The 18,552-nt window shown below is 37.1% G+C and carries 13 protein-coding genes; 12 read left to right on the top strand and 1 reads right to left on the bottom strand.

Annotated features, from left to right (window positions below; all coding sequences use genetic code 11):
- Positions 1–80: 80 nt before the first annotated feature.
- The 8 genes from rnc (at position 81) to J0J33_RS09180 (ending at position 12,496) form a co-directional block, all read left to right on the top strand.
- Positions 81–776: a ribonuclease III gene (gene rnc, locus J0J33_RS09215; protein ID WP_004256199.1), complete on the top strand. Its 696-nt coding sequence runs from the start codon at positions 81–83 to the stop codon at positions 774–776.
- Positions 766–4,284 (top strand): chromosome segregation protein SMC, encoded by a 3,519-nt coding sequence (gene smc, locus J0J33_RS09210; protein ID WP_206887588.1) that lies wholly within the window; start codon positions 766–768, stop codon positions 4,282–4,284. The genes rnc and smc overlap by 11 nt, the downstream gene beginning before the upstream one ends.
- Before the next feature lie 84 nt (positions 4,285–4,368).
- Complete coding sequence (locus J0J33_RS09205) at positions 4,369–6,606, top strand: LTA synthase family protein (RefSeq protein WP_019293683.1); 2,238 nt, start codon at positions 4,369–4,371, stop codon at positions 6,604–6,606.
- Between the two features lie 6 nt (positions 6,607–6,612).
- Entirely contained in the window at positions 6,613–7,035 is a 423-nt protein-coding gene (locus J0J33_RS09200; RefSeq protein ID WP_004256207.1) for an EbsA family protein, read from the top strand.
- On the top strand, positions 6,989–8,563 hold the full coding sequence (locus tag J0J33_RS09195; protein WP_019293682.1) for a glycosyltransferase family 39 protein: 1,575 nt from the start codon (positions 6,989–6,991) through the stop codon (positions 8,561–8,563). The genes J0J33_RS09200 and J0J33_RS09195 overlap by 47 nt, the downstream gene beginning before the upstream one ends.
- The gene (locus J0J33_RS09190; protein WP_206887584.1) at positions 8,547–10,640 is read left to right on the top strand and encodes a hypothetical protein; all 2,094 of its coding nucleotides are present in this window, start codon (positions 8,547–8,549) and stop codon (positions 10,638–10,640) included. The genes J0J33_RS09195 and J0J33_RS09190 overlap by 17 nt, the downstream gene beginning before the upstream one ends.
- Positions 10,633–11,736, top strand: coding sequence for a YibE/F family protein (locus tag J0J33_RS09185; protein ID WP_004256215.1), 1,104 nt, complete (start codon positions 10,633–10,635; stop codon positions 11,734–11,736). The genes J0J33_RS09190 and J0J33_RS09185 overlap by 8 nt, the downstream gene beginning before the upstream one ends.
- Entirely contained in the window at positions 11,729–12,496 is a 768-nt protein-coding gene (locus J0J33_RS09180; RefSeq protein WP_206921713.1) for a YibE/F family protein, read from the top strand. The genes J0J33_RS09185 and J0J33_RS09180 overlap by 8 nt, the downstream gene beginning before the upstream one ends.
- Before the next feature lie 417 nt (positions 12,497–12,913).
- Here J0J33_RS09180 and J0J33_RS09175 read toward each other — a convergent pair whose 3' ends face one another.
- Positions 12,914–14,239 carry a hypothetical protein gene (locus J0J33_RS09175; RefSeq protein WP_206921712.1) on the bottom strand — a complete coding sequence of 442 codons (1,326 nt, stop codon included), beginning with the start codon at positions 14,237–14,239 and terminating at the stop codon, positions 12,914–12,916.
- A gap of 322 nt (positions 14,240–14,561) precedes the next feature.
- On the opposite strand from J0J33_RS09175, the gene J0J33_RS09170 reads away from it, so the two are divergent.
- The 4 genes from J0J33_RS09170 to J0J33_RS09155 all read left to right on the top strand — a co-directional run bounded on the left by J0J33_RS09170 (position 14,562) and on the right by J0J33_RS09155 (position 18,527).
- Positions 14,562–15,371, top strand: coding sequence for a Cof-type HAD-IIB family hydrolase (locus J0J33_RS09170; protein WP_004256220.1), 810 nt, complete (start codon positions 14,562–14,564; stop codon positions 15,369–15,371).
- Positions 15,372–15,379: 8 nt separating this feature from the next.
- The gene (gene ftsY / locus J0J33_RS09165) at positions 15,380–16,681 is read left to right on the top strand and encodes a signal recognition particle-docking protein FtsY (RefSeq protein WP_165706800.1); all 1,302 of its coding nucleotides are present in this window, start codon (positions 15,380–15,382) and stop codon (positions 16,679–16,681) included.
- A 162-nt stretch (positions 16,682–16,843) separates the two neighbouring features.
- The gene (locus tag J0J33_RS09160) at positions 16,844–17,815 is read left to right on the top strand and encodes a ribose-phosphate diphosphokinase (protein WP_004256224.1); all 972 of its coding nucleotides are present in this window, start codon (positions 16,844–16,846) and stop codon (positions 17,813–17,815) included.
- A gap of 34 nt (positions 17,816–17,849) precedes the next feature.
- The gene (locus J0J33_RS09155) at positions 17,850–18,527 is read left to right on the top strand and encodes a helix-turn-helix domain-containing protein (RefSeq protein ID WP_019293844.1); all 678 of its coding nucleotides are present in this window, start codon (positions 17,850–17,852) and stop codon (positions 18,525–18,527) included.
- Positions 18,528–18,552 lie beyond the last annotated feature (25 nt).

The raw sequence follows: 18,552 nt of genomic DNA, 5'->3' as shown, positions 1-18,552 counted from the left end.
TTTCTTTGTAGTCTACACCAAAAAGGCACAAAAATTTGATATAATAACTAAGTTAATAATAAAATTTAGGAGGAATTTTTATGTTTGAGCTTCAAAATAAGCTTAAAAATGAATTTGGTATAAAATTTGCTGATGAAGAATTGTTAAAAATAGCTTTTACTCACTCGAGCTACACGAATGAAGAACGCCTCCCAAAGGTTGCAAACAATGAACGTTTGGAGTTTTTGGGAGACGTCGCTCTGTCTTTAATCATCTCAGAATATCTTTATCGTACTTATCCAGATAAACTTGAAGGTGAATTATCGAAGATGCGTTCTAGCATTGTCCGCACAGAATCTTTGGCTAATTTTTCGCGTCAGTGTGAGTTTGGACGTTTTCTACGTTTAGGTAATGGTGAGGAAAAAACAGGCGGACGTAATCGTGATACCAACCTAGAAAATCTCTTTGAAGCTTTTCTAGGTGCTCTTTTCTTAGATGCAGGTATGGAAGAAGTTCGTCGATTTATAAATCGAGTGGTTATTCCGCATGTAAAAGCTGACGATTATTTTAAAGTCATTGATTATAAAACAAACCTGCAAGAGGTTCTGCAAGTTGATGGTGAGACGATCATCGAATATAAAATTTTAGAAGAAACAGGCCCAGCACACGCGCGTGAATTCGTCGCTGCAGTTTATAATAATGGAAAAGAGCTTGGACGTGGGCGAGGTAAATCAAAGAAAGTTGCTGAACAAAAAGCAGCGGAAAATGCAATAAAAGGTCAGATTCATGTATCTTAAAAAAATGGAAATTGTCGGCTTTAAGTCTTTTGCTGACCGCACGAAAATTGAATTTGACCAAGGCGTTACAGCTGTTGTTGGACCCAATGGTTCCGGTAAGTCAAATATAGTTGAAGCACTACGCTGGGCTTTAGGAGAGCAATCAGCTAAGTCACTTCGTGGCGGGAAAATGCCGGATGTTATTTTTTCAGGTACAGCAAAGCGTAAGGCACTAAACTATACTGAAGTTATTGTAACTTTTGATAATGCAGACCAGTATCTTACAGGTTATGAAGAAGACGTGGAAGTAACTATTACACGTCGCCTATATCGCAATGGTGATTCGGAATTTTTGATTAATGGGCGTAAGTGCCGCTTGAAAGATATTCATGAACTTTTCACAGATACAGGATTGGGGCGTGATTCTCTTTCGATTATTTCCCAAGGGCGTATCGAATCAGTCTTTAATTCGAAAGCAGAAGAACGTCGAGCAATTTTTGAAGAAGCAGCTGGTGTTTTGAAGTACAAGACGCGGCGTGCTGAAACAGAGAGCAAACTACAGACCACACAAGATAATCTCGATCGTCTCGAAGATATTATCTTTGAGCTTAATGGTCAATTAACACCATTGCGTGCCCAACGTGATGTTGCTTTGCGTTTTCAAGATTTAGAGGCACAACGCTCTGAGCTTGCTCTTTCTGTTTTGGTGGCTCAACTTCTTGAGGAGAAGGAAAAGTATGAACAAGCGAAAGATGACTTAAATGTAGTAGAAACTGAGCTTAGTACTTTAAAAAGTCAACAAGAAAGCTACGAAGAGCAGCTAACTAATCTTAAAAAAGCGCGTTTGAAAGTAGAACAAGAGCAAGAGAAAGTCCAACAAGACAGCTTGTCCTTAACAGAACTTAAGTCTGATTTACAACATAAAATAGAAGTTTTCGATCTGCAAAAGTCCTCTTCTCAAAAATCAGCTGCAGAACGTCAAGAGCGTATTGAAGAACTTGATGTTAAATTACAGGAAGTTTCGCAACAGAAAGAAACTTCAGAAAAGAAAAAAGCGGAACTCAAAGATAAAGAGAAGGCAGCCCAAGAACAACTTGAGCAGTTAGAAAAAGAATTGGAACGTTTTGCTGAAAGTCCAGAAACTTTAGCAGAGCGACTTCGCGAAGACTATTTGCAATTGGTGCAACAAGAGGCAGAGTTTTCTAATCAATTAACTAAAAATAAGGCTGAATATGAAAATATTTCACGTCGCCTAGTGGAATCTGATGAAAACGCAAAAGAAAACACAGAAAAGTTTCAAACGATTTCTGCTGATCTTACAAAAGCAAAAACTGCTTTAGGCGCGCTCACTCAAACTGCTCAAAAACTTGAAAAGGAACTACAAGAAAAGAGCGCGATAGAAGCAAAATATGTTGAAGCAGAGCGTCAAGGTCAAAATGTGATGTACGATCAGATGCAACAGCTTAGCAAGTACAAGGCCAATCTTGCAAGCATGGAAAATATTCGGGACAGTCACAGTAACCTGTATCAGGGTGTACGGGCTGTTATGACACAAAGTGCTGCACTTGGTGGTGTTATTGGCGTTGTTGCCGATCTTTTAACTTTTGATAAAAAATACACCACAGCTATTGATATTGCTTTAGGTGGTGGCAGTCAAAATATTGTGGTAGAAGATGAAAACTCAGCCAAAAAAGCTATCGCTTATTTAAGAGAAAAACGCTTGGGTCGTGCAACATTTCTCCCGCTCACAACAATAAAGCCTCGGGAGTTTCGAAATTACGAACGTCTAGTGACAATGGAGGGGTTCATTGATACTGCTTTAAATTTGGTTAATTTTGAACCACGATTGCAAAGAGCAATGTCAAGTTTGTTAGCAACTACCGCCATTGTTGATACAGCTGAACATGCAAGTCAAATAGCACGTACAATGAACTACACTATTCGTATCGTTACCTTGGATGGTACGCAGATTAATCCGGGAGGTTCTTACTCTGGTGGTGCAGCAAAACGTAACAATACAACTTTTACCAGCACAGAAATTGATCATCTGACTGAAGTTATCGCTTTAGCAGAAAGTAAGCTAAAAGCAGTCGAAGACAAATTACAAAAGCAGCAGCTTTCACGTCAAACTTTGAGTGGTCAACTTGAAGCTTTACGTTCCAATATTCAAGAAAAACGCCTTGCGGAACAAAGCTTACAGTTGCAGATTAAGCAATTATCAGAGCAAAAAGCAAATCTGCAAGATTTGGTTGCGGATACCGAAAATACGGAAGCGCACCAAGCACTGCAAGAATTATCAAAGAATAACGAAATGCTGATACAGCAGCTGTCTAAAATTGCTGAGGACAAACAATCCTTAGATAATCAACTTGAAGAAGTTAAATCTAACAGTCAAAGTTTCAATGCTCTTAAAGAACAAAAAAATAGTGCTTATCATGAAACGAAATTACTCCTGTCCAGTCTAAAAAATGAATTACGTTTTGCTCAAACCGAGCAAGAGCGCTTAAGGCAAGAATATGAAGCTTTAGGTACTGAAAAAGCTAAGTTGCAAGCAATTGGGGAAGCTCAGATCGATGAAGAAAGTCGTAATCTTTATGCTTACCAATTGAAAGAGGCTGAGGCTAAACTTCAAGAAGCTAATGTGAAGTTAGTGAGCTTACGCTTTGAGAGGGACGATCTTCAAGCTCAAGCAGAAGAATTTGAAGAGCAAAATCGGGACCTATTGGAACAAAATCAAGTACTAAATAATCAAAAAGCGCGTTTGGAAGTAAGGATTGAACAATCAGAAAAGCTCTTGAAAAATCGTCAAACCACACTCTTTACTGAGTATGAAATGAGTTTCGATGAAGCTAAAATGAAGGCTAAAACCCTTGAAAATCTTTCTGAATCAGAGCAGCAGCTCAGTCTTTTAGAACGCCAAATCCGTGCGCTCGGTCCGATTAATTTGGATGCTATCACTCAGTATGAGGAAGTATATCAACGTCACGAATTTTTGAGTGGCCAACGGGATGACCTCTTGGAAGCTAAAAATATGCTACTCGAAACGATTCAAGAGATGAATGAAGAGGTAGAAATCCGCTTTAAGACAACATTTGAACAAATTAGAGAAAGTTTCCAACTAACCTTTTCACAAATGTTTGCCGGAGGAGAAGCTAATCTTGAGTTAACCAGCACTAATCTATTGGAAGCTGGCGTCGAAATCAAAGTACAACCTCCAGGTAAAAAATTAGCCAGCTTGAATCTCATGTCTGGAGGAGAAAAAGCCTTAACTGCTCTGGCATTAATTTTTGCTATTTTACGAGTTAGAACGGTTCCATTTGTGGTCTTGGATGAGGTAGAAGCAGCATTAGATGAAGCGAATGTTAAACGTTTCGGAGATTACATGAATCACTTTGATAACTCCAACCAATTTATTGTTGTCACACATCGTCGTGGGACAATGGCAGCAGCAGGTACCATGTATGGTGTCACAATGGCTGATGCAGGGGTTTCTAAGGTCATTTCTGTACGATTAGAGGATGAAGTTTAAACAGGTCAGCCATATAAAGCTTAAGCTTAGCTCAAGGCTCATTTGTTAGAATTATTCCCAATGTAAAAAAAGGAATTTAATCTTGTGCAAATAAAAAATAAATTGAGGTTTACCTTGAAAAAATTACTTAATAGTTTTAATACACGACTAGGTTTAGTATGCTGGTCGACCTTCTTTATTTGGGTCAAAACCATGATTGCTTACTTTTCTGTCTTTAAGGGTTTGAACTCTTCTAATCTTGCAGATTATCTATTGGTTATTGTGAATCCCATAGGCTTTACAGCAATCTTCTTTAGCTTAATACTGTTTATTAAAAGAAAGCAGCTTTTCTATCTAGGTATGCTATTAATGAACTTGATTGGAAACTTGTTAGTCTACGGAAATATCCTTTACTATCGTGAGTTTTCAGACTTTCTTACGCTTAACACCTTAACGGGGGGAGCAGGGATGGTCGGAAAAGGTTTCGACTTAGGTTCAATCGCTATTTCTTGGGTGGACATCGTGTTCTGGATTGACATTATTGTTATTCTTGTGCTTTTTCTTACCAAGAAGATTAGAATGGATGAGCGTCGTCCTACGAATATTTTTGCCTTTAAGGTTTTCAGTGCCTCTGTCATGATTTTTGGCTTAAACTTTTGGATGGCGGATCTCACTGAGCATCGTTTAGTTTCACGACAAGCACAATACGATGCCACTTATGTTGTCCGTTATTTGGGCTTAGGCCCATGGTTAGCGACCAATAGCTGGTATACTCATGTGTCCAACGAAACTCGAGCTATGGCTTCTAAAACAGACTTTACAAAAGTTCAAAAATACATTCAAGAAGATCGCTATCTTGCGCCAAATGCCAAGATGTTTGGGATTGCGAAAAACCGTAACGTTATTGTGATTCACCTTGAATCACTGCAACAAGATGTCATTAATATGAAGGTAAACGGTGAAGAAGTTACTCCCTTCTTGAATTCACTTTATAACAATAATCCTTCTGTTTATTCTTTCTCAAATTTCTTTAACCAAGTTGGGCAAGGAAAAACTTCTGATGCAGAAACCATGCTTGAAACTTCAACGTTTGGTTTATCATCTGGTTCACTCTTCTCAAGTCTAGGAAGTACACAAACTTTCCAAGCTATGCCAGCCATTCTGCAACAAAAAGAAGGCTATTCAAGTGCGGTTTTTCATGGGAATGTTGGCTCATTTTATAGTCGTAATAACGTTTATCGTAATATGGGTTATCAAAACTTCTTTGACCAATCTTTCTATGATCTCACGCCAACGAACTCTACTGCTTGGGGCGTTAAAGATAAATATTTCTTTAACGATTCAATTCCATATCTTGAGCAGTTACAGCAACCTTTTTATGCGAAATATTTGACGGTTACAAATCATACGCCTTATACAGGTCTTGAAGATTATGAGATGAACCCAAAACTTTTAGAAGGTGGTTCAGGGAACTCAGTCGTTGACAATTATTTTGTTACCGCTAATTATCTGGATTCATCGGTTAAAGATTTCTTTGATTACTTGAAAAAATCTGGACTTTATGAAAAATCCGTTATTGTTCTTTACGGTGATCACTACGGAATTTCTGGTTCAGATACAAAATACTATGCCCCATTCATTGGTAAAAGTGCAGATAACTGGACAGAGTATGATAATACAATGATGCAACGTACACCGTTCATGATTGATATTCCTGGTCAAACATCTGGACACATCAGTGATGAATTTATTGGTGAAATCGATGTTATGCCAACCTTGGAGCACTTGCTTGGTATTTCAACAAAAGATTATATCCAGTTTGGACAAGATGTCTTTGCACCAAAACGTGAACAATTCGTTGCACTTCGAAATCGTGGTTTCGTCACACCAACAATCACCAAATCAAGTGCGACAAGTTCGGTTTACCATGACACAAAGACCGGAGAAGTTCTGAAGTTAACGGAAAGTCAACAGAAGTATGTGGATAGCATCCAAGAAAAAGTTAATAAAATGTTAGACATGTCAGATACCTTCAATACGGAAGATCTCCTTCGTTTCTACACTCCGCCTGGGTTTAAGCCGGTACAGCCGGGTAACTATAGTTACAATGTCACTTCAACAAGGAATCGTTTGAAAGAAGAACAAGATGTCTTGAAAGCACGTTCTACATCTCTTCTTTCCGAAAACCAAGGAGTATCTACAGTTGATCTCTTTAACGATCCGGTCTTGGCAGCGAAAAAAGCTCAAGAAGAAGCTGAAGCAGCAGCAAAAGCAAAAGATAAAGAAAAAGAAGATGCAAAAAATGCACCTTCCACCAGCAAAAAAGATGAGAAAGGAAAGTAATATTTTATGAAATCAGGATATTTTCAGCCTTTAAGTAATATTTATAAAATAGCCTGGATGTGGTGGGTTATTCTCCTTTCTTTCCAACAAGTTCTTTTCTATGAAAACAATCTTCGAATGAATTGGTTTCAAATAACTATTCTTGTTTTTCTGGTTCTCGCTTTCTATTTCTTAGTGAGACAACGTCGCTTTTTTGCAGCAGAAAATGCACTGCATTTTTCTCGTGATTTTCGTTTAGGTATGCTTGAAATTGACTTCAATTATATGAGCTCAGTAAAACTTACGCCAAGAACGCTTCGTTTTATCTATATAGGAAAAGAATATCATTTTGTTGTATTGGGAAAATCCAATCAACTACTACAAAACGTTTTAAAGGAAAATAATGTTGAATACACTACATCAACACTTAAAAGATCCGCGAAAGTGTAAGATCTTTTGGTCACTTATCTTTGGCCTCATCTGGCTTGGAACAAATATCTATGTAATCATGGAAACACCTGTTTGGAATGAAAAGTACATCACAGCTTTTATCCTCGGGAATATCTGTATGTTTATCGCAGCAGCTTACATGGTTTTCGTTTATCGATCAGTTAAGAAAATCGACACACTTACAGAAAGTAAAATCCAACATTACTATAAAATGTCAATGTGGATTTTAGGGCTTGCAGTATTGCTTGTGCCTTTTTTCTTTATTATTCATGTGCCTGACACAGCACATGACTGGGATTTCTTTGTAATATTTAGAGATACCATGCAGCTTGGTGGTCGTTCATTTACACATCTTCCAATGACTGAAGATGAACTTCTCTATTTTTTACGTTATCCCAATAATCAGTTTTTCGGTATTGTCTATAACACTCTTTTTGCTCCTTTCACAACCAACTTATCGAGAATCATTGCGACAACTGTAGTAGCAGCAATTCTGACAAGTCTTTCTGTTCTAGGTGGTTCATTAATCATTAAAAAGATTTCTAATCTTAAAATGGCTTTGATTTACAATTTAGTTGCTTTTGGTTTTATACCCTTCTATCTTTATGGAGCACAGCTCTACACAGATACAGCAACCTTACCTTTTGTCATCTTTGGCTTACTCTTTATGATTTATGCACTTCAGTCAGAGAAGACCAGCAAGATGATTATCTGGTGGATAGCAGCATGCCTTGTTGTATTCTTTGGCTATAGTATTAAACCTACTGTTTTCATCCCAATGATTGCTGTCTTTTGTTTCCTTGTACTTAACCGTAAATGGAAAAAACTGCTCATTATGGTTCCTGTAGCAGCATTACTTTTTGTGGGTGTGCATCAAGGTGTTAAGGCAGTTATCGCAAATGAACCAGCTTTCTCAGAACAAGCTAATGACCGTTACAATTTGCCGATGATTCATTGGGTAACAATGTCTTTTGATCCTATCAATAAGTATGGAGGCTTCAATCCTGATGTCTTAGCCTACTCTCAATCATTTACAGATGTAGCATCAAAGAAAGAAGGTATAAAGCATCGTTTTATTGAAAATCTCAAGGAAATGGGTGTTCCAGGTGTTCTGGTTCAATTGTGGCGTAAAATCATGTATACGTGGTTTAACGGTGATTTGAGTAATTTCTTCTATACATATCGTCATTCTAATCCCTTTATATTCCGTTATTTTGACTGGACCAGCTTTGCGCCAGAAGAAGGGAATATTACGGGCTGGTTGTTGATTAAAGCAGCACAAACACTCTATTGGTTAGCCATCGTCCCCTTGATGTGGTATGAAATCTTCCTAGGTATTTTCAAGAAGCATAAAACAGAATGGTTCATTGTCGGACTTTCAATGGCCGGTTTGACAGGCTTCTTATTACTTTGGGAAGCTAATTCACGTTACCTTTATAACTTTGCACCAATAATGCTTATTCTAGCAACCATGGGCTTGGTAGACTTTATTCAACGCAGTAGGAGGAAAAATGGAATTTCTGAATAAAAGCATGTATCGTATTCTGCTTTGGCTCTTTATTGCAGCCCTAGCTATTATGGCTGTGCAACCTTTTACGGATGCTGGTTTTGTCGAACCTATTTCGGTTGTGTTGTGTGCTGGTTTGCTCTTTTTCATCCTCCGTTTTGCCTATAGAAAATTTCAAAATATGAATAAAAAAGGCTTGAAAATATTTATTTTCGCCTTTTTTGCAGTTTTTCTTCTCTTACAGATTTTATCTGTGACTCAAATTCATACGATGGTTTTCGGAGACCCCTGGCATATTCAAGCACAGGCCACACGAATTATGCAAGGAGATATGGTTTGGGATGTTTGGATTAGGCAATATCCTAACCTCGTGCCTCTGGTAGCTTTGAATGTTGGATTTATGAAGCTTGCAGAAGTACTCCATATCTCTTACTACTTCGTCTTTTATGCTTTTAATATCCTTATCAATACAAGTATTTGGGCATTGCTGGTTCGCTTCCTATGGAAAAAAAGACCAGATTTAGCAACCTTTGTGGCCCTTCTGATGCTTATGCTTCCAATGAATTATGACTTCTTATTGAGGGTAGGATATTCAGATGGATTTGCGATTTTAGTTTTATTGATTGTTGCACTGCGTTTTGATAAGGCTCAACGTACAAGTTCATTCGGTATTTGGCAATTTGTCAGTACGGCAATCTTATTTACTCTTGGATTCCTTGCGCGCCCCAATGTGATCATCATTCTGATTGCTTTAGCAATTTTGGGCTTAGTGGCCTTTAGTCAACGAAAAAAATATAAAAAATTATGGCTTTCAATAGTTAAGCTCATTTTAGCTTCTTTTGTTGGTATTGTTTTGGCAATGGGAGTAACTCGTGGTTTAGCAAGTGCTATGCAATATGACTTAAAAGGACCAGATGTTTTTCCAACAGTAAACTGGATTTATGAGGGCCTAAATACAGAATCAATGGGCGAATGGACACCTGTTGATCGTGACTATACACTAAACCACTTTGGTTTTGAAACGGCCAAAGAAGCTAATATTGCTGGAATCAAAGAGCGTTTAGTACATTTAGGAAAAAATCCATGGATGATTCCAATACTCTTATTGGCGAAGTTTGGTCAACTTTGGTCTTGTGGGACTTTTGCAACGGCTACTGATTATCAGCTTTTTTCTGGGTATTACAATTGGACGAAAGCTCCAGGTTGGGTCATTGATAATATTGGTGCTATTAATATCTTTATCTCAACTTATGCTAAAGCGCTGATGACCGTATTTCTCTTTGCCATTGTTTACCGCCTTTGGAAGACAAAAAAAGAGGAGATATCAGTTTTTTCTCTAGCAATTTTAACAACGATGGGAATTACACTCTTTCATACTTTACTTTGGGAAGTTAAACCTCGTTACCAATTCATGACCTTTGCTTTAATCATTCTTGCGGCTGCACTTAGCTTTGATAAAATTTTTTCGGAAAAAACTGTCTTTAGACCTGAAAAAGGGCGAAGCAAGCTCTTGAAGATAGCTTATCCAATTATGGCTTTGTTGTCTTTAGGGCTGATGCTAACATTGTTGCAAAAACAACCAAAACAAGCAATTGTCGTGAACGCGCAGCAACATTCGGTCAATCACTTTGGTTATAGCAAAGGCAGTATCGACTTAGGGGCAGGGAAAAGTATTTCTCAAGCATTTGATTTAACTACATCAGCCAATCGTATTGATTTCAACTCTTATGCGAATATGGAAATGAAATTGATTCTTGAGAAAAAAGAAGCTGACCAATGGAAAGAAGTTGGTGAAACCCCAATTCTGGCAGAAGATGCGATGACTGTTTTGAAGACGGAAATGCCAGTTGGTCATTATCGTCTGCGAGTAGAAAATATTCAAAAAGTTCCTGTTACGTTGGCCTTAATGACCAATACAGAAAATCTAGACTATCCGCATCTGATTGAGCTGCCCAACAGCAAGTACGCTTCTTTTGGTTTCTCTATTTCACAAAATGAGCCAAAAACAAAATTCTCCTTAGGACTGATTCTCACCTTTGCGGTTATTTATATCTTAGGATATTTTGTAATTTTGACTGTGGTAAAAAATAATGATTAAATTCTTTCTGAAAAAAATTATTCTGCCCTGCTTGGTTGCAGTGGCAGCTTTTGTTATCGTCGATCATAATGCACGATTTTATCATGAACCTTTGGGGATTATTGAAGACGTAAAAACCGTGGAAAAGACAGCTTTAAGTGATAACTTCAATAATAAAGATACAGAAGTGCAGCAAAATCTTAAAGTTAGGCTGCTCAATACTAGGCAAAAAAATCAGGTTTTAAATCTAAAAAATATCTCTAATCAGTCCCAACTTACTGGACAGCTTTATCGTAAAAATCAAAAGATTTTATTGCGTGAAAGTGCGGGAACGATGCAGATCGTTGGCCAGAAACGAGATGCATTGATTGTGAGTTTAGCTGTTCTTTTTATCGGACTAACCTTAAGCTTTATTCGATGGCGTGCAACACTCTTCCTTACATTGTCCTTGCTACTTAACCTTTTATACTTTGTTTTAGCACTTGCTTTTGATATTCAGTTTACTTCTGTAAATGCGCTTATCACTTTTTCTTGCTTAGCATTGGTCTTTGCGATCAGCTCACTAGGTTTTGTTTTAGGATTTACACGGCAAATGTTATTTACGCTATTCACCACAGTTCTCACTAGCCTTTTGACATTTCTGCTGACCTTTTCTGTTTTAAAACTTACAGGTAATTCAGGTATTCATTTTGAAATGATGAATTATGTGACTCAAAACCCGATTTTATTCTTTTTCGTAGGTGCAATCATCAGTGTCTTAGGTGCAATTATGGATGGTACTGGAGATATCGTTGCTGGTTTATTTGGACTTTATCGTCAAAATCAGCTTAATGAAATAAACATGTCTCAAAAAGACTATATTAAGTCCGGCATGGAAATTGGAAAAGAGATTATTGGGACTTTAACAAATGTGCTCTTTATGATTTTTATGGCAGAAACGATTCCCATGACTTTGCTCTTGCTAAGAAATGGGAACACATGGAATTATATTGCAGGAACTGCCCTTAATCTTGGACTTTTACAAACCATTATCTCTGCGATCGGTATCGTACTTGCAGTTCCGATTACGGCTGTAGTGACAAGTTTTGGACTAAGAAAGGAAGCAAGAAATGAATAGTTTAATTGTTCTCTTTATTATTTTGACTGGCTTACTGATTTTAGTTTCGGGTGTTGAAGGTATAAGAAATCTCATCGGACTAGGGCTTAATTTCATTTTGATTTTTGCAATGATAACCTTGCTTTCTTTGGGAATGAACACATTTGTTCTCTTAAGTGTTGTTTCAGTACTCATTTTGGCAATTGCCATATATATGTCTTCTGATGATAATATGGTAACAAACATTTCTTTTAAAACAAGTCTCATTGTTGTATTTTCTCTTCTCATTTTGGCTGTGCTTGTACAGTATGTCGGTAACCTACAAGGTTTTGCAATCGAAGATACAGAGGAGTTAGAGGAATTATCCCTTGCAATAGGGTTAAATTTTTCTAACGTTGCAATTGTGGTCATGGTTATTTCAATGTTGGGTGCAGTTGCAGAAGCAGCTATGGCTTTGGTTGCTAGTTTATCTGAAGTTGTAGAACAAGATGAGCAGATGACATTGCTGCAGTTTAAGGAACAACGCTTTATAATTTCACAGCAAATTCTAGGAACTGCTGTAAATACACTCTTTTTTGGTTTGTTAGGATCATCTCTAAGCCTTATTCTTTGGTTTGTTCGGCTACATTATAGCTTTGCTGAGATAATAAACTCTAAATTACTTATGGCAGATATGGCATCAATGCTTTTAGGAATGCTTGGAATTCTCTTTGCTATTTGGCTCTCGGGATATTTTGTTGAAAAAGAATTTGAAAAAATGGGAAGCGAAGTAAAACAATAACTTTTTAGTTATTGTTTTTGGGGAAGTGAATTTTAAATTAATCTTTTTGTAATTTAAAAGAAAACAAAGAAATTATGTTGCAAACTATTAAACTTTTTGATATATTATACATATGAATAAAAATATATTAGATGGGATTGCGGATCGTTTACACATTAAAGGTCTGAACCCGTTACTTTCACTAATGGTTTGGGAGTTACTTTTATTATTAGTTTTGCTTCTTGTCATTCTACTCGTCATCTCAATGAATTAAAAACAATGGATCAAGCGATTGTTTGCTTTTTAATATACTTTTATTTATATAATTTTTTGAGAAAACAGGTGTCACGTCTGACCAAGGGGCTGAAATTATTATTTTTATTTTAATCACGACAGTATAAAACCATATTCATAAGTGAATATGGTTTATTTTTTATATTACTTTTCTAATGCGGCGATCTTTGCCTCAAGAGCTTTGATTTCCTTTTCTAATGCCTCTTTTTGCTGGGGATCTGAGGCAGCATGAAGCTCTTTCTTCATTTCTTCTAAAGATTGTTTATGATATGTGACGAGCTCTTTTTTCTTATCTGTTATTTTTTCTAAAAGCTTGTTTTTATCTTCTTCATTAAGTGGGGTGTAAGCTGGAAGTTTTTCATTTTGGAAATAATCAGCTAATAAACTCATTGGTGTAGTGTCTTTATCTTTCATGAGTTTCATTTTCCATGATGAATCATAATTATCCAATAATAAACCTGCGAAAGCACCAATATCATATGATTCTTCTACATTTCCAGTAGAACTGCCGTATCCTTTAGTTTGCTTCCCTAAGGTTTGGATTGCATGAGTGATATCCTTATCGGTGCTAAGTTGATCTGGGAAGTAGGTATATAAAGCCGTCATAATTTCCATATATTGTGCAGAACCTTCAGTACGATCCCAATAGTGTGCATTATCAAAGTCAGTTTTATGCTTTGTTTTATATTCATTATATGTTGCGATGGCTTGCAAAACTAAGGTCTTATCCTTTGGATGAGTAACAGCCTTCATCAAGTTTTGAATTAATTGGTAACGTAGAATACGTGCTTCGGTTTGTCCTAGATGTTGGTCTTTTTCTGAACCTATCTTAGCAATCTCTGTTTCTGATAGTTTATTCCATTTTGTTTGTTCAAATATATGGAAATTCTCATGTAAGACAAAGACCAAAGCGTCGTATGATCCTAAGTGTGGATAGCGATTCCACATCTCTTTATTTTTGAGTGCAGCGCTATCTAGTGAAAAATACATTCCACCACCTTCAAGAGTTTTTCCATCAAGGCTATATTGAGCATCTACACCAAACTTATCAAACTGCTTGCCATAATACCCCCAAGTCCCCGGTGCTTCAGAGCGTTCAACATTCAGCTCCTTAGCTTCTTTTTCGGAAAAATCACTGATTTGTCCATCTGGATTTATTTTCCACATTTTTTTACTTTCTGTATCTTCTAAAACTACAGGGATGCCCGTCACGGCATTTTTGGGCCAAATTTTTTCAGCGACTTGATTATATTTTTTTAATTGCTGAGCAAATAGCGGTAAAAAATCTTTCACTGTTTCAGGTTGATTTTTATTGGAGATAAAATTAAAAGAGGAAATGTTTTCTTTAGATCGATTTGTTTTTTCTTTTGAAGTATCTGTCGTCTTGCTATCCCCACTTGCACAGCCCACGAGAACTGTACCCATTGTGAGGGATAAAATGGAAGTAAGAACAAAGAGTTTTTTTGTCATAGTTGTTTCCTTTACTAAAACTGAGGTGGCTTTTGCCACAGTCTAATTACTTGGTTAACTCTCTTTAGAGAGTTCTTGATGGAAAATGGTTTAATGTTACTGTTTTTCTAGAGTTTTATGACTTTTCCTCCTCTCTTCTGAAGTACCTAGAGAGCTAAAATCTCAAGGAAAAGACTTCAAAAATTTTCCTGTTAAAGCTCATAAAACCTTCCTTATTTCTTATACGTAAAAAGAATATGCCTTTCACTCTTTTAATTTCTGGTCTAAAAAAATGCATCTTAGGGAGCAATTATCGTAGGGCAGAGTATGTTATAATATAAACATGACAAATGATGTAAAATTGATCGCTTTAGATCTTGATGGAACACTGCTGAACAGTGCAAAAGAGATTTCTGCTCCAAATATTGAAGCAATCCAAAAAGCACGTCAGAACGGTGTAGAAGTAGTTTTAACAACTGGCCGCCCTCTTGCAGCAATTCAACCTTTTTTGAAAACATTGAAGATGCTAGATTTCAATGACTTTAGTATTACCTTTAATGGTGGGTTAGTGCAACGTAATACAGGGGAAATTCTTTCAAAGAAAGTATTGACTTATGATGATGTTCGCCTCATCAAGCAGGAAACTCAAGCTTTGGAAATTCCATGTGATGTTTTAAGTGATGACATTGTCTATGTCACGGAGAGTGCACGACAATCTCAATATGGCTTTATCAACAGCCTTTTGGAATTTCACCCCGTAAAATTTGAAGAGCTTGCTCCTGATGCAATTTATAATAAGATTGTTTCTTGTACAGATGCGGCTTTTCTGGATGCACAGATTCCTAAATTTCCCAAAACATTATTTGACCAGTTTGAAATTTTTAAAACACGTGATATTTTGTTAGAATTCATGCCTAAAGGAATAAATAAGGCCTTTGGTTTATCAAAACTGATTGAACAATTGGATATCACACCTGAAAATGTTATGGCGATGGGTGATGAAGAAAATGATTTAAGCATGATTTCATGGGCTGGTTATGGTGTTGCAATGGGAAATGCTGTACCGACTGTGAAGAAGGAAGCCAATATTATTTCAAACTTTACGAATGACCAACATGCAGTTGCAGAAGTCATTCAAGAATATGTTTTGTAGGAGGAAATATGGGATTATTTGATCGTTTATTTGGTAAGAAAAAGGAAATCGAAGATGTTCCTGAAGAAGTTGTTGAAGTAAAAGAACAGCCAGAGGTTGAAGCAGGGGAAGTCGTAGATGAAGAAGTAGAAACTGAAGAACTCGTTCAGAGTGAGCCAGATGAAGAAGTTTTAACAGAAACGATGCCTGAAGTTGTAGCTGAATTTGCAGATGAGCCTTCAGCTGCAGAAGCCGAAGAAAAAGAAGAATTCCAAGAAGAATCTGATATTCTAGAAGATGAAATTGAAGAGCTTGAAGCAGCTGAAGTCGAAGCAATTGCCTCAAAGGAAGAAGTCTTAGAAGAGAATAAAGTTTCAGTAGATTCACCAACTCAAGAGGAAGAAACTACCAATATTGAAGAAAAATACGACAAGTCTTTAGAAAAAACACGTAAGACTTTTGGTCAACGTTTCAATGCCTTTTTAGCTAATTTCCGTTCTGTGGACGAAGAATTCTTTGAAGAGCTTGAAGAAACACTTATTATGTCAGACGTTGGTGTTGACTTAGCTTTAGAGGTTACAGAAGAGTTGCGAAACGAAGCTAAATTGGCAAATGCAAAATCACAAGAAGCATTACGGCAATTAATTGTTGAAAAAATTGTAGATAAATTTGATGATGAAAAAGTACCGTCTGAGTTAAATATCCAAGATGAACTCACTGTTTTCCTTTTTGTTGGTGTAAATGGTGTAGGTAAGACAACAACAATTGGTAAACTTGCTCATCGTTATAAAAATGAAGGTAAAAAAGTCCTTCTTGCAGCTGCTGATACTTTCCGTGCTGGTGCGATTGATCAACTTGTGGAGTGGGGCAAACGCTCAGAGGTTCCTGTTGTCACGAAACCAGCAGGTTCAGATCCAGCCAGTGTAGTATTTGATGCTGTCGTAAAAGCAAAAGAAGAAAACTATGATATTCTTTTGATTGATACAGCTGGTCGTCTTCAAAACAAAGATAACTTGATGAAAGAACTGGAAAAAATAGGAAAAATTATCAAGCGTGAGTTGCCTGCTGCACCACATGAAGTGATTCTTGCTTTGGATGCAACAACAGGTCAAAATGCTATTCAACAAGCTAAAGAATTTAGCGCAGTAACACCGATTACGGGGATTGCTTTGACCAAGTTAGATGGTTCTGCAAAAGGGGGAATTGTTTTATCTATCGTTCAGAGCTTGAAAATTCCGGTAAAACTTGTCGGACTGGGCGAAGGGATTAATGATCTTACAGACTTTGATGAAGAATTCTTTGTACGTGGTTTATTTAAGGAGCTCATCTAGTAAAAAAAATGTCTATCTGTAAAAGATAGGCATTTTTTCAATTTTAGGATGAAAATGGTAAAGCCTCGCTTTAGGATAGTTTATCGGGACTTGAAAAAAAACACAATTCACGATAAAATGGAAAGGTCTAATTAGAGAACTGTTTTATATAGAAAGGCTATCATGTCGTATTCAAATTTGAAGTTATTTGCACTTTCATCTAACCAAAAGTTGGCTCATAAAGTTGCAAAAGAAATTGGTATCCAAGTTGGAAAATCACGCGTGCTCACTTATAATGATGGTGAAGTCGAAGTCAAAATCGATGAAAGTATCCGTGGAGAACACGTCTTTATCCTCCAATCAACAAGTGCCCCTGTTAATGAAAACTTAATGGAACTGTTGATTATGATGGATGCCTTAAAACGTGCCAGTGCTGCCTCAATCAATGTGGTAATGCCTTACTATGGTTATGCCCGTCAAGACCGTAAAGCACGTGCACGCGAACCAATCACATCAAAATTGGTCGCAAACATGCTTCAAATTGCTGGTGCAGACCGCTTGATTACCTTTGATTTGCATGCTGCTCAGATTCAAGGTTTCTTCAATATTCCTGTGGATCACCTTATGGGCTCACCATTGATTGCTGATTACTTCCGTCGTCACGGCTTTGCCAATGGCGATGACTTAGTAATCGTTTCTCCTGACCACGGTGGTGTGGGCCGCGCACGCAAGTTAGCGGCTTTCTTGAAAGCACCAATCGCAATCATTGATAAACGTCGTCCACGCGCCAACGTTGCTGAAATTATGAATATTATCGGTGATGTTAAAGGGAAGAAGTGTATCTTGATTGATGATATGATTGATACAGCTGGTACAATTACTTTGGCCGCAAATGCCTTGAAAGAGCTTGGTGCTACTGAAGTTTATGCTTCATGTACACATGCTGTTTTATCAGGTCCAGCTATTGAACGTATCGAAAGTTCAGGAATTAATAAGTTGGTAGTTTTGGATACTATTGAAATACCAGATGAACGTCGCAGTGATAAGATTGTTGAGATTTCAATCGCACCATTGCTTGCCGATGCCATCATCCGTATTCACGAGAAGCGTCCCTTGTCACCACTTTTCGAATTACACATCCCTACGGAAAATTAAGAGTAGAGTGACCTTTAGGTCACTTTTTTGAAAAATGGAAATAGAAAAGATAAAAAAACTTTACCGCAACGTGGAAGAAGCAGAGCTTAATCAACGAGAGCGTACTTTAATAGCCTTACTTTCAGAGCAGACTACTGACTTTTCGTCTTTACCTCTAGGACGTTTTCGTATCTTGCAATTTGCTGTTGCGGATTTTTCAGAACTTGTAGAAAATATAAAATTTATCTTACCTGATGTAATACGAGAAAATGCTGAAAAACAATTCGTTATTGAAGAATATACTGGGAATAATCTGAGTAAATCAGAGCTTACAGATAGTCTAAAAGTCTTGTCTCAAGATATGGGTGAGAAACTTCAATATTACCTCGGAAGCTTTGTGTCCAACGAAGAGCTCGAGCAAGTCTATCAAGAAGAAACACAGTTTTTTCAGCAAAAAGCCAGCTTTAGTGAGTCTATTCTGGCTCAGGGTCTCATGCATGTCGAAAGTTTATTATTGAATGACGTCAGACAAGAGCTTCTGCAAAGTCCGGAAGATAAGGAACTAGTGCGTGCCCTTTATACTACATATGGTAATCAAGCAGCTGCAGCAAAGCTGCTCTATGTTCATCGGAACACCTTACTCAATAAAGTAAAAAAATATGAACAGAAATATGGCTTACAACTTGTAGGCAGTGATTTAGTTTTAGCATTTAGTCTAATTGGTCATGAATAATTTTCTGCTCCAGATAAAAAGCAGC

The sequence above is a fragment of the Lactococcus sp. LG1267 genome, from assembly GCF_017309545.1.
Lineage (GTDB): Bacteria > Bacillota > Bacilli > Lactobacillales > Streptococcaceae > Lactococcus > Lactococcus petauri.
Note: the sequence above shows the minus strand (reverse complement) of the source record. Positions and strands in the feature narration are given on the sequence as shown.